We start from the raw sequence: 13567 nt of genomic DNA, 5'->3' as shown, positions 1-13567 counted from the left end.
TTCATGAAAAACTATTAGCAGGTTGTCTTTTTTTATCCATATTTGGAATTATAAGAGGAGGCTTTATGAGACATATTTTCTGGGCGGGGGATTCTACCGCAGCAAGCAATAAATATATAACTTACCCTCAGACGGGAATCGCACAGGCTTTTGACAGATATACAAGAGAGGATGTAGTGGTATTTAATCATTCCGTGAACGGAAGAAGTACCAAGAGTTTCATTGATGAGAGCAGACTTGCGTATATCTATAATGATATTTCAAAGGGAGATTATCTTTTTATTCAGTTTGGACATAATGATGAAAAGATCAATGATCCTGCCCGATACACTGACCCTCACGGTGAGTTTATAACTAACCTGGGGAAATTTGTGAATGTAGCCAGAAATAAGGGAGCTTATCCTGTTTTCATTACTTCGGTGGAGAGAAGGCTTTTTGATGAAAACGGAAAGCTTAAGCCTTCAGAGCATACTGAGTATGTGAAGGGGATGAAGGAGGCTTCTGAGAAATTTGAGGTGCCGGTGGTGGATCTTTTTACCATGAGCAGAGAATTCCTTGAAAAAACAGGAGATGAAGCTTCTAAGAAATATTATATGAATCTGGCTCCCGGCGAGGTCCTCTGGGCTCCTGAGGGAAAGAACGACAACTCACATCTAAGATATGAAGGTGCCATGCTCTATGCGGGAATGGTGGCTCGAGGACTGATAGGACTGGGAGAGCCTTATTCCAGCCTGATCATTGAAGATGAAGCTCTAAATGAAAGCAGCAGAATTGAGATAAACGGATAAGGGGGATGCTATGCATTATTCGGATCAGGGAAACGGAAGATTCAGGAATCCGATACTGTTTGCGGATTACAGTGATCCTGATGTTATAAGAGTCGGTGATACTTATTATATGACTGCCTCCAGCTTTAACTATACGCCGGGGCTACCGATACTGGTGTCAAAGGACCTGGTGAACTGGAAGCTGGTTAATTATGCGCTTAAGAATATCCCGGGAGAGAGATTCAACATTCCCAGGCATTCGGAGGGAGTTTGGGCGCCTTCAATCCGCTATCATGAGGGGATGTTCTATATATACTACGGAATGCCGGACGAGGGCTATTTTGTGGTTAGAACTAAGGACCCTTACGGAGAATGGGAGGAGCCTGTATGTGTTTTGGAAGGAAAAGGGCTTATTGATCCCTGTCCGATATGGGATGATGACGGACGGGCATATGTGATCCACGGCTATGCCAAGAGCAGGATTGGCTTTAAGAGTATTCTTGGTGTTTTTGAGATGAGTCCGGATGGCCTTAAGGCTATATCTGAGGATCATTTTATTTTTGACGGCAATGATCCGAAGCACCCTGCGGTAACCATTGAAGGACCCAAGGTTTATAAAAGAGATGGTTATTACTATATCTGGGCACCGGCAGGCGGAGTTAAGGACGGCTGGCAGGTTGTGCTCAGATCAAGAGATATTCATGGACCCTATGAGATAAAAGAAGTAATGCATACCGGTAATACTGTTATAAACGGTCCTCATCAGGGCGGCCTTGTAGATACTGTAAATGGTGATGAATGGTTTATTCATTTCCAGGACAGGGGGCTGTATGGCAGAATCTGTCATCTGCAGCCGGTCAGTTGGGATAATGGCTGGCCAATCGTGGGCGTTAATCCCGATGAGAATAAGGTTGGAGAGCCTGTGTTTGAGCGTGATAAGCCTGATACGGGAGCAGGGGATGAGGAAAAGATGTATCTTGAGTCCTCAGATGATTTCGTAGGAGGCAATTATGGACTTTGCTGGCAGTGGCTCGGTAATCATACAGAAGCTTTCTGTCAGCAGAAAAACTTCCGAAGAAATGGATTAAGGCTAAATGCACTTAATGTTTCCGGTGAGGAAAATCCCATTATATGGCGAAGTGCCAACGTACTTACTCAGAAACTTGTTTTTCCTGTGTTTGAAACCGAGATTCAGGTTGATATTTCGGGGCTCAAGGCCGGAGAGAGAGCCGGCATATGTATGACGGGAGGACAGTATGTCGCCGCATATTTTGAAAAGGGCGATAATGACGAGTTTGTTTTGAAAATTGCAGAGTCCGAAGGCGGAGATGCTGATAAAATTGAGGTAGTTAAAAAGGTGATAAGAGCTGAGAAAATCGGAAGAGGATCCCTTTTTACGTTCCTTCTTACTTTCTCTCTTAATGAGGAGGCAGAATCTGAGAAGTTGTATTATCAGAATGTGCATAGTCCTCTTACGGGAGAGAATCCTGCCCTTAAGATCAAGGTAAAGGGTGATGGCTTAGACTACACCGATCTTGGAGTTAACTACACTCCTTCGGATCATACCTGGGTTGGAGCAAAAATCGGACTTTTTGCGATTTCAAAAAGTACTGATATGACAGGGAATTCAAATGGCTATGCTGACTTTCTTTTTGTTAAAACAAGGGAGCTGTGAGAGATGGATGTAGGACCGATCAGTTTGTATGAAGCAGCAAGAATGGGCGATTATAAGCTTGTTAGATGGATCGTGGAGTATTCAAGAGCAAGTCTTAATGAGTTTGATGATGACCATAGAACAGCTCTTCATTATGCCGCCGAGAGCGGGAACCTTCAGGTGTTTGAATATCTGACGGACAGGTGCGGCCTGGACCCGCTTCAGGGTGATGCGGGGCTGGTAACACCATGGGATATTGTTCATGAGAATGCTACAAGGGCTGAGTTGAATGGGACCGCCGAAGGCTATAAACAGATTGAGAGCTATCTTGAAGGAAAATATGGGCATTGCTACAACGATTTTTACCGAAATCCCATAAGAAGCGGATTCTTCCCGGATCCTTCAATCTGCAGAGTGGGAGAAGACTATTATATGGTCAATTCTTCCTTTATATTTTTTCCGTGTATTCCAATTTCCCATTCAAGGGACCTTGTTCACTGGGAGATAATTGGGCATGCCATCACTGAGCCGAAATGGGCTTATCTTGAGGGGCTGGAAGGCGGAAGAGGATACTGGGCGCCGGATATTTCCTATTATGAAGGGCGATTTTACATCGCTGCAACATATAGACTTAACGATACGGGGCCGGTGTACAGAAGGCAGATGGTGGTTTCTTCGGACAGGCCTGAGGGACCTTATTCTGAGCCGGTCTTTATCGATGAAGACGGTATAGATCCTGGCTTTTTTAATGATGAGGACGGCCGCAGATACATGCTGCTTAACAGAGGAGCCAGGATATTTGAGCTTGATAGATCCGCATCGAAGAAGATATCAGAACCGGTGCTTTTGTATTACGGAAGTAACAAAAGAGCACCTGAAGGCCCACATATATACAAAAAAGACGGATATTATTATCTTTTGCAGGCTGAAGGCGGAACCGGGCCGGGACACAGAGCTACGGTTTCAAGAAGCAGGGAGCTGATGGGGATATATGAGCCCTGTCCCTATAATCCCATAATGAGGCAGACGGATGAAGGAGCCGTGATTCAAAGATGCGGTCACGGTTGTCTTGTAGATACGTCTGATGGACGATGGTATATGGTATATCTCTGCGGAAGGAAACTGGGAGATGGCTACAGCATTCTGGGAAGAGAAACTGCCCTTGATCCTGTGACCTGGACTGCAGATGGCTGGCCAATAGTTAACGGACTCAAAGGGCCCTCATGTATGCAGGTTAAGCCTTTTGCTGATGAGAGGGATGATTGCAGTGATGAAATTGGTGTTTCTCCTTGCGGACTTCCTTTTGATTACATGACGCCGCGGCCCTTTGAAAAAGGAACTCTGGTATATGAAGCTACTGAAGATGGACGGATCTTTACGATAAAAGGCTGTTCTGCTCCTATGTCATCAATTGATGCCCGGAATATTGTGCTCAGAAGGCAGACGAGTTTTTCTTTTGAATATGACGTGAACATGGAGATTCCGGAACTAAAGGATGGGCAGAGCGCAGGAATAACCGGGTATTATGATGAGAATACATATTTTACTTTTGGTTTAAAGAGCGCTGAGGGAAAAATGCATGTTTTTTCCCATGAACATATTGGAGATGAGGACAGATGGACGATTTCCGAGGAAGCCTTGGAAAATGCATCCGGAAGCATTAAATTATCCATGAATACAGTGGATTTTGTCAGAACCCTCAGCTATAGTATTAATGGCGAGGAATGTATTTGGCATACTTTGACAGATGTGTGTTATCTGTGTGATGAGGGACTTTCCAAGGGAAAGCGATTTACAGGCGCAACTGTAGGAATGTTCGCATACGCCGGTACAGAGAATGATCTTACGGTCAGATTTACAGACCCGATTTATACAGAGATATAACAGAGATATTTAGGAGGATGATATGCAGATAGGAATCAGATTTCATGATACAGTGGAGCTTCCTTTTGAGGAGAGGCTTCAGGAGATTAAGAGACAGGGATTTAGCTGTACTCATATTGCTCTTTCAAAGGTGCCGGGATTTACGGCTGATACAACGGCGCTTACACCGGGATATGCTATGTACATGAGGGATGCTTTCAGAAGAGCAGACCTGGATGTGGCAGTTCTTGGGTGCTACCTTAATCTGGCTAATCCCAATGAGGCTTCGCTTCATGCTATCCAGGAGAAGTATAAGGCTCATATTCGTTTTGCTTCCCTTATGGGTGCAGGAATGGTGGGAACTGAGACCGGCGCACCCAACGAGACCTATTCATATGATAAGGAGGCATGCCATTCGAAGGAGGCCCTTGAGACCTTTATCACCAATCTTCGTCCTGTGGTTGATTACGCTGAAAAAATGGGTGTGATTGTTGCCATTGAGCCTGTTTACAGACATATTGTATGGAATCCCAAGAGAGCAAGGGAGGTTCTTGACAGGATAGAGTCTCCGAACCTTCAGATCATTTTTGATCCGGTCAATCTTCTCTGGACTGATAATTATGCTCAGAGATATGAAGTATTTGAGGAGGCAATGGATCTTCTTAAGGATGATATCTGCATGATACATCTTAAGGACTGCGTGTGCGAAAAAGACAGGATCGTCAGCATGGGGTGCGGTCTTGGAGAGATGGATTATACAAGCATTGTGGAGTTTGCACATAAGTACAAGCCCTATATTCATGCGACTCTCGAGGATACCAAGCCCGATAATGCAGTAGCAGCAAGAGAATGCATTGAGGGCTACGAAGCAAAACTTATATAATTTGTATTTATAATTTAATAAGGTACTATATATAGCGGTTGCATTTCAGAACATACATTCGTATAATAAGAATTAATCCAAGAACAAATGTTTGCAACATATGTTTGCGTGGTAAGGTGGGTGTATGGAAGACAGGATTATTCTTCATTCTGACTGCAACTGTTTTTATGCGGCAGTTGAGATGCTGCATAATCCTAAACTTAGAGACGTTCCAATGGCGGTAGGGGGAGACCCCGAGGCCCGCCATGGAATTGTTCTTACAGCCAATTACATAGCCAAGAGGCGGGGCGTCAAGACGGGAATGGCACTGTGGCAGGCCAGACAGGTATGCAGGGACGTGGTATTTGTCGCTCCCAGCTATGATGAGTACATCAGATTTTCCGGGAAGGCCAGGAAGATATATGGCGACTATACCGATCTGATCGAACCCTATGGCCTTGACGAATCCTGGGTTGATATCACGGATTCCGCAAGGATGCTGGGAACTTCTGATGGCATGCGTATAGCCGGGGAGATTTCCGACAGGGTTAAGAAGGAACTTGGGATTACTGTTTCCATAGGTGTTTCCTGGAACAAGATCTTTTCCAAATTTGGCTCTGATTACAAGAAGCCTGATGCCATTACTCAGATATCCAGGGAGAATTACAGGGATATAGTCTGGAATAGCCCTGTATCGGACCTTCTCTATGTTGGCAGACGCACAGATAATAAGCTCAGGAAATACGGGATCCTTACTATAGGAGATCTTGCCTGTGCAGATCCGGAGTGGCTTCATCAGATATTCGGCAAGGTGGGATATATTCTGTCTGCTTTTGCCAGGGGCGAGGATCAGACTCCGGTTGCTGCAGAAGCGGATGCGGCGCCCATCAAGAGTGTCGGTAACAGTACCACAACTCCAAGGGACCTTGAGAATGATGAAGACGTCAGAATGGTTATCTATCTTCTTTCGGAGAGCGTGGCTTCAAGACTTAGAGATAATCACTTCAAGGGAGATGTCATAGGACTAAGTATCAGAGATAATGGCCTCTATAGTTTTACAAGACAGCACAGGGTCAAGATTCCCACCAATATCTCGGAGGAGATAGCGGGATATGCCTGGCAGCTTTTTAAGGCCAATTATGATTGGGAACATCCGATAAGAAGCGTGGGAGTAAGGGTGTCAGGTCTTATCCCCGATACTTCGCCTTATCAGACCGACCTGTTCATGAGTGAGGCGGTCAGGGACAAGCACCTCAAGGCTGATATTGCGGTCGATGATATCAGGAGGCGTTTTGGATATAATTCCATTCTTCGTGGCCTGATGTATTTTGATAAGGAGCTGTCCGGCCTTGATGCCAAGGCTGACGATCACATGATCCATCCTGTGGCTTATTTTCAGAATGGCAACAATGTTCTTGGGGATAACGATTTATAGAACAGGAGCATGCTATGGCGATTAGGATAGGTCATAAGGTCTACGTGGATACGGTTGTGGAATATTCGGATGAGGGCGCTGTAAGGCCTCTGTCCATAGAATGGGAAGACGGCAGGAAATACATGATCACCAGAGTCAAGGATTGTGTTCCCGGAGCCAGCAGGAGAGCAGGCGGAGCAGGACTTGTGTATACCTGCATTGTCGATGGCAAGGAGATTCATCTGTATTTTGAGGATTCTCCCTCCGGAGCCAAATGGTTTCTTGAATCCAAGTCGTGATATGTTATTCCTTTTTGTAATTGAAAGTGAGGCCGGGTTATGGTTTATGCAGTTGATTTTGACGGTACACTTAGTATGGGCGAATGGCCGGAGGTTGGCCCCGCCAATACGGAGCTTATAGATTATCTGATAAAGAGACAGCGAATGGGAGATAAGCTTATTCTCTGGACCTGCAGGGCAGGAGAACCCCTTGACAGAGCGGTGGAGTTCTGTAGGGATAACGGCCTTATTTTTGATGCAGTCAATGATAATCTTCCTGAAACTATCATAAAATATGGCTCTAACTCAAGGAAGATCACCTGTGATGTGTACCTTGACGATAGAGCCATGCATGTTGATGAATATGCATGCAGCACGGAAGTTGATATCAATAGGATAGAGAATGCTCTTTTGCGCTATGCTGAAAAGATAGCTATGGCTGGCTGATAGCTGCAGTATTTGGCTGTTATTTCTTCAGATGCTCGATCTGCCCCAGGATAACCTCCGGTACTTCGATCTCTTCCTTCTGAAGTCTGTGAACAATGTTTACAAGAGGCTTGATCTGGCCTCCGATATGAGCGTTATAGTGGTTGATCAGTTCTCCGTATTGAGGGTTATCTGCAATCTTTTCCCTGAGCTCCTTGGCGAAGGGGCAGAAGGTGAAGAGAATCTCACGGGCTACCTTGTTGAGTCTTGGAGAGCTGGCTGACTCAAACTTTATATATGCAAGATAGTCGGCAATAAATACGTTTTTGTAGTTATTGCTGTATTTCTTAAGGTCAGTTCTTAGTTTATCCTTCTGTTCCGTTGACAGTGCAGAGTTCTTCTTGAAGAACTGCAGGTAGTCGCAGTACATGGAAGTAAGAGAAGGATCTGTTACGTCGTTCCAATGAACGCCCTGCTCGGTCTTGCACATTTCCCATCTGAACTCTCCGAACAGCTTGATCATACAATCTTCGGTGTTCTCTGTGTTGAAGATGGAGACCAGCATACGGGCCTTGGAACTTCTCTTTTTTCCTTCAATTTCCTGCCAGAGGCAGGCTCTGCTTCCGGCATTGGGCATCAGGATCATATATGGTGTGATGTCGTCCTGGTAGTGAACCTGAGGGACACCTATCTCAACATTTGAGAACAGTGCATTTCTGCAGAATACACCGAAATCAACGCTTCTGATATATCTGAAATATTCATTGACCTTGGCGGTATTCTGATACGCCATGTCAAGAGGCCTTAATACGTTCTGAGAATCAAATACCGGAACGAAAGAGGAGATCCTTCCGAAGGTCATTCTGTTTCCCAATGCAAAGAGGTTGTGGATCTCAAATTTCAGCCTGGCTTCCGGATCGTTTATCATGGCTTCCATCTGCTCTTCCCTGATATCACCGCTGAGCTTCTGATCACGCAGGTATGTGAGCCAGTCCTGATCAAACTCGTTTCGTGAAGGCTCAACCTCAAGATTATATATCTTAACAAGCCACTCATAGAGAAGGACTACGTTATCGTCGGGGTCAGGCATGTAGGATCTGGCGATATTGGCAAGGGCCATAGTGTATTTATCACCGGCCAGCTCTTCGTCAACGAAACCGAACATGAAGAACATCTGAACCTCAAGGGGAAGATCCTCATCATCCAGGCTCTTTAAGAAGGCTGCGGTGTAGATGTCATAGAAGGTTGAGGCAATGCTTCTTCTGAGGGCTCTTGCCTCATCGGAGGAGTCGTTTCTATTCTCGTTTGATTTGAATTCGTTTACCTGCTCCTCGAATTTCTCTGCAAGCTCAGGAGATACTTCAGCATAGTTAATGATGGTGTTCAGGGCATTTACTATTGCAATTCCGCCAATAATGCCGCTGTCCAGATTGCTGAGCTTGGCGTTTATCATCTGCATAGTCGCCTGGAATTCCTTGGTTTTTTGCTTGAGCGCTTTTCTGTATACGGTAAGAGCCTGAGACTCTTTTGATACATTCTGATATATTTCGTAGGTTGTCATTACCATGCCTGTGGCAATATCAAGGCCCAACGGATAGAAGGTCTTTTTGAGGCTTGCACTGTGGGTTCTTAAGGATCTTGCAAAGGAGATGGCCCACTCAGGCAGATTGACGCTTCGCTCCGGAGGAGTGAGGTCATCCAGTTCAGGGAACTGTTTGGGCACTTCACCAACCTTGATACACAGATTTGGATAATCGGCATAGTCTGCCTTGATTTTCTCATATTCGGTAAGAGCCTCATTATATTCCTGTTCAAAAGCATCGCAGCACAAAGCGGCTGCTTCAGCGGACTGAGCGGCCAAAATCGGTGCAATCTTTGGATTGGACATTACTACTTTGGGAATATCATCTTTGGAACTGAAGGGGTATGAATATACGGCTCCTTCTTCAAGGGCCTCTATGTTGTACACATAGGGCTCACCGGGGGTTTCAACTATTCCCACGAAGCCGCCTACACCCAGGGTTATGGAGGAGAAGGCATTGGATATTTTGATACTGCCCTTTACAATAACCTCTACGGTTTCGACAATATCTTTACCAGCTTTATGCAGAACCTGACCTTTTTCGAGTTTAACAAGTCCCATAGTATTCCTCCATGAGAATCCTAATACCGTATACATAATAATGGTATCACGTTCATAAGGCTACTTCAATGAAATGGGGCTGTCAAAATATTAAAAGATAATTAACGCAAAATGGATATCATATCACGATGTTTCTAAGGCTGTATTCTGAGGTTACGCCGTTTTGGGCAAGGAGATTATATACTGCTCCTGCTGACAGAGTTTCGCTTAGGAGTCTCATCTGTAGGGGATTCAGTAAATGCTCTGCATCCTTCAATCTGTCCAGAACAGGAAGAGAGGAGTTGTCATGGATCAATGACAGAACCGCGGAGGAATCCTTTTTTAGGCCGAGGATCCTGACATAGCCGGTATAGTCATCGGCCTTATATTGAGCCATATTTTCATCGGTGATCCCAAGGAGAATATGGAAAAGGCTCCTGCTGATACGGGAGTAGGACAGATCTTTTGTCTTTAATTTTTCGCACAGACAGGTAATGGTATCTCCCGGAGTGAACGAATTAATCAGTTTGTTTGACAGATCCCCGGAGACATCAAGGTATTTGTCATAGCCATTTTCTTTATCACAGATAAGTCTATAGTTTAGAAGTGTCGAGAAATCGTTGGAATCAAGCAGATGACCACTGTATTCAACAAATTCTTTCATGGCGCTTGCCGGGATGGAAGCAGATACAGCCTCTTTTTCAGTGTTTCCTGCAAGAACCTTGCGGATAGCTGTAGCGCTGGCATAATCCGATAGGGCAGTGGAATGAAAGGATTCACCTATGCGAGGGATGGTAAATGGACGGATGCTGCTGTTTCTTTTGATAAGTGCCTTGATATATTCAATTGCAAGGATATTGTTGGGACTTTGAAGTATCGGTCTTATGCTTTCGCCGTCAAGCTCTGAGGCAAGTGCATCTTCTCTGGCTGCAGCGAAGCTTTTGCCTGCTTTGAGGCCGGCTGCGAGAACTGATCTGAAATTCTCAGGTTCATTGGCAAGTACTGTGGCAATCTTCTCAAGAGAGGAGATATCTCCTGACTCACTGCCAAAGCACAGATAATCCAAGGCTCCGATACGGTCAAGTATGGAAACAGCTCCGGATGCGAAATATTCAGCACTTCCAAGGCTGTAGTATACAGGAAGTTCCAGCACCAGATCTGCTCCTGACTGCAGGGCCATTCTGGTTCTGATAAATTTGTCTGCTATGGCAGGGGCACCTCTTTGGACAAAATCTCCGCTCATAATAACAATGCAGAAATCCGCGCCGGTTTCCTGCATGCTTTTTTCAATTAAGTATTTATGCCCGTTGTGGAAGGGGTTGAATTCTGCGATGATTCCTATAGTTTTCATAAATTGTAAGCGCTTTCAAAAAATGCTGACTTTTGTACAATTTTTTCCTTGCGAATAAAAAGAACGTTGTTAAAATATTAATGTAACTTTGTATATTATCTTTACATACAGATTCTGCAAAGTCAAAGTACTTTATTTCAGAGAATTCCAAAGAGAGGTATATCATGAAAATTCTTGTTATTAATTGTGGTAGTTCATCACTTAAATTTCAGCTTATTGATTCTGACTCAGAGCAGGTAATCTGCAAGGGCCTTTGTGAGAGAATCGGCATTGACGGAAGTCAGATAGTTTATACACCCGAAGGGAAGGACAAGATCACCAAGGTTGAGCCCATGCCTGATCATAACAGAGCTATCGAGCTTGTTATCGAGGCACTTACAAACAGTGAGAACGGCGTAGTTTCTCTTGATGAGATCGGAGCTGTAGGTCATAGAATCGTACATGGCGGTGAGAAGTTCACCAAGTCTGTTGTTATCGATGAGGAAGTAATCAAGGCTATCGAGGATGTTTCAGATCTTGCACCTTTACACAATCCTGCCAACCTTATCGGAATCAGAGCTTGCCAGAAGGCTATGCCTGGTGTTCCCATGGTTGCTGTTTTTGATACTGCTTTCCATCAGACAATGCCTCAGGATGCTTATCTGTATGGACTTCCTTATTCATATTATGAGAAATACGGTATCAGAAGATACGGTTTCCACGGCACCAGCCATTCTTATGTAAGTAAGCGCGCAGCAGAGATCCTCGGCAAGGATTATTCTTCACTTAAGACTATCGTATGTCACCTTGGTAACGGTGCATCTGTTTCAGCTGTTGATTGCGGCAAGTGTGTAGATACTTCTATGGGACTTACTCCTCTTGAGGGACTTATCATGGGTACCAGAACCGGTGATATCGATCCTTCAGTTGTTGAATTTATTATGAAGAAAGAGAACTCTACTGTAGCTGAGGTTACCAATCTTCTTAACAAGAAGTCAGGTGTATTCGGCCTTTCAAATGATCTTTCATCCGATTTCAGAGATCTCGAGGATGCATATGTTAAGGGAGATGAGGCTGCCAAGAGAGCAGTTGATACCTTCTGTTACAGAGTTGTTAAGTATATCGGTTCTTATGTTGCTGCCATGGGCGGCGTTGACGATATCTGCTTTACTGCAGGTGTTGGTGAGAACAGCGGATTTGTTCGTAAGCTTATCTGTGAGAGACTTGGCTTTATCGGAGCAACTCTCAATGAGGAAGCTAACAAGGTTCGTGGCAAAGAGCAGAGAATTTCAGGTGATGACAGCAAGGTAACACTTCTTGTAGTTCCTACAAACGAAGAGCTTGCAATTGCCCGTGATACATATGCACTTTGCAAATAATCAGGAATACGATCATTCTAATAATGTAAATACAAAGAATAAGGACTCGAGAGGGTCCTTATTTTTTTGACCTTTAGTCTTTTGTTAAAGTAATATCAAAATTTTCTTTATTTGAACGGCGCTTAATAAAAATATTGCAAATTTTGAAGGCACGGGTTAAGATATAACATGTTGTTTGTGTTTTTGGGGAAATATGTATTGGGAAAGAGGTTAGGTTATGAAAGAATTAAATTCATGTAAGGATGCCATGGCTGCAAGCATTGAGAACAAGTATTTTGCCGTGGCTCATCTTTATAAGGATGAGAAGGCTATGGAGATGCACATTCATGACTGCTATGAGGTGTATTTTTCCATTTCGGGTGGTAAACAGTTCCTTATAGACAATAAAGTTTATGATATAGAACCGGGCGATCTGTTTCTTATTAATCAGTATGATTCACATTATCTTACACAGATTGATAAAGAGCTTCATGAGAGGATCGTCATTATGATCGATCCGGATTATATGCGCAGTATTTCCAGTAATGAGACTGATCTTGATGCTTGTTTTCAGGACAGAGGAGAGAAATTTTCACACAAACTCAGTTTGAATCAGGAACAGCAGGGAAGATTTCTTTATTTTATAAACAAGATACTTACCAGCAACGGCTACGGACATGATCTTCTTGAGAGGGCTACTTTTACAGAGCTTTTTGTCATGATCAATCAGATCATTTCCGACAAGAAGAACAACAAGACTTCAGAGAAACCAGCAACTTATAATGAGCAGGTGGATGCGATCCTGTCATATCTGAACAACAATATTCAGTATCCTATCAGCATAGGGGATCTTGCCAAGCATTTCTATATAAGTGAGTCATATATTTGCAGAATATTTAAGTCTGCCACCGGCACAACCATCAACAAATACATGACGGCCAGGCGTATTTCCATAGCCAAGTCGCTCCTTGCTGAAGGAACAGGTGTCAGTGAAGTCTGTGACAGATGCGGCTTTACTGACTACAGTAATTTCCTTAAGGCTTTCACTAAGTCCGTTGGTATATCGCCTAAGAAGTATTCGCAATATTGCAACAGATAACCTGTTCAATCGGGAAAGAAAAGTATTGTTAAAAAATATGTTGACAAATACTGCGGCTATTAGTAAAATATCAAGGTATGCTAATGAATAAACGTAAACAATTGCCTGTATACGGCAGTTTCTTATACGGATACGGTAAGGAGGTGTTACTGAAATGTCAATCTGCCCAAAGAATAAGTCATCAAAAGGCCACAGAGATCAGAGAAGAGCTAACTGGAAAATGACAGCTCCAACACTGGTTAAGTGCAGTCATTGCGGAGCTCTTATGCAGCCTCACATGGCTTGCAAGAAGTGCGGCTACTACAATAAGAAGAGCATCGTTGAAGTTGATGCTTAATATGATGAATAGTCATTGATTTTAAGGCTTTCCGAGATTTCGGAAAGCCTTGATTTT

12 protein-coding genes are annotated in these 13567 nt (G+C 43.9%); 10 read left to right on the top strand and 2 right to left on the bottom strand.

Annotation, left to right across the window (positions count from 1 at the left end):
• The first annotated feature begins 65 nt into the window (after positions 1–65).
• The 7 genes from G588_RS0102785 to G588_RS18900 all read left to right on the top strand — a co-directional run bounded on the left by G588_RS0102785 (position 66) and on the right by G588_RS18900 (position 7285).
• Positions 66–788, top strand: coding sequence for a rhamnogalacturonan acetylesterase (locus G588_RS0102785; protein ID WP_022777240.1), 723 nt, complete (start codon positions 66–68; stop codon positions 786–788).
• 10 nt (positions 789–798) lie between these two features.
• Positions 799–2442: a glycoside hydrolase family 43 protein gene (locus G588_RS0102780; RefSeq protein ID WP_022777239.1), complete on the top strand. Its 1644-nt coding sequence runs from the start codon at positions 799–801 to the stop codon at positions 2440–2442.
• A 3-nt stretch (positions 2443–2445) separates the two neighbouring features.
• Positions 2446–4305 carry a family 43 glycosylhydrolase gene (locus G588_RS18905; RefSeq protein ID WP_022777238.1) on the top strand — a complete coding sequence of 620 codons (1860 nt, stop codon included), beginning with the start codon at positions 2446–2448 and terminating at the stop codon, positions 4303–4305.
• Between the two features lie 22 nt (positions 4306–4327).
• A complete protein-coding gene (locus G588_RS0102770; RefSeq protein WP_022777237.1) occupies positions 4328–5167 on the top strand; it encodes a sugar phosphate isomerase/epimerase family protein in 840 nt (279 codons plus the stop codon).
• A 124-nt stretch (positions 5168–5291) separates the two neighbouring features.
• A complete protein-coding gene (gene dinB, locus G588_RS0102765) occupies positions 5292–6581 on the top strand; it encodes a DNA polymerase IV (RefSeq protein WP_022777236.1) in 1290 nt (429 codons plus the stop codon).
• Between the two features lie 14 nt (positions 6582–6595).
• Positions 6596–6859, top strand: coding sequence for a hypothetical protein (locus G588_RS0102760; protein WP_022777235.1), 264 nt, complete (start codon positions 6596–6598; stop codon positions 6857–6859).
• A gap of 39 nt (positions 6860–6898) precedes the next feature.
• Positions 6899–7285 carry a hypothetical protein gene (locus G588_RS18900; RefSeq protein WP_022777234.1) on the top strand — a complete coding sequence of 129 codons (387 nt, stop codon included), beginning with the start codon at positions 6899–6901 and terminating at the stop codon, positions 7283–7285.
• A gap of 19 nt (positions 7286–7304) precedes the next feature.
• Here the strand turns inward: G588_RS18900 and G588_RS0102750 are convergent, their stop codons facing one another.
• Positions 7305–9407 (bottom strand): cyclic nucleotide-binding domain-containing protein, encoded by a 2103-nt coding sequence (locus G588_RS0102750; RefSeq protein WP_022777233.1) that lies wholly within the window; start codon positions 9405–9407, stop codon positions 7305–7307.
• A 118-nt stretch (positions 9408–9525) separates the two neighbouring features.
• Positions 9526–10737, bottom strand: a complete 1212-nt coding sequence (locus G588_RS0102745) for a nucleotidyltransferase (protein WP_022777232.1) — start codon at positions 10735–10737, stop codon at positions 9526–9528.
• Between the two features lie 164 nt (positions 10738–10901).
• Here G588_RS0102745 and G588_RS0102740 point away from each other — a divergent pair, with 164 nt between their 5' ends.
• From G588_RS0102740 to rpmF, 3 genes are all read left to right on the top strand, one after another.
• Positions 10902–12095 carry an acetate/propionate family kinase gene (locus G588_RS0102740; RefSeq protein ID WP_022777231.1) on the top strand — a complete coding sequence of 398 codons (1194 nt, stop codon included), beginning with the start codon at positions 10902–10904 and terminating at the stop codon, positions 12093–12095.
• 217 nt (positions 12096–12312) lie between these two features.
• Positions 12313–13173 carry an AraC family transcriptional regulator gene (locus tag G588_RS0102735; RefSeq protein WP_022777230.1) on the top strand — a complete coding sequence of 287 codons (861 nt, stop codon included), beginning with the start codon at positions 12313–12315 and terminating at the stop codon, positions 13171–13173.
• A gap of 154 nt (positions 13174–13327) precedes the next feature.
• Complete coding sequence (gene rpmF, locus G588_RS0102730; RefSeq protein ID WP_022777229.1) at positions 13328–13510, top strand: 50S ribosomal protein L32; 183 nt, start codon at positions 13328–13330, stop codon at positions 13508–13510.
• The last annotated feature ends 57 nt before the right edge of the window (positions 13511–13567 follow it).

Origin of the sequence: Butyrivibrio sp. AE3009 (assembly GCF_000420845.1) — a bacterium.
Taxonomy (GTDB): domain Bacteria; phylum Bacillota; class Clostridia; order Lachnospirales; family Lachnospiraceae; genus Butyrivibrio.
Note: the sequence above shows the minus strand (reverse complement) of the source record. Positions and strands in the feature narration are given on the sequence as shown.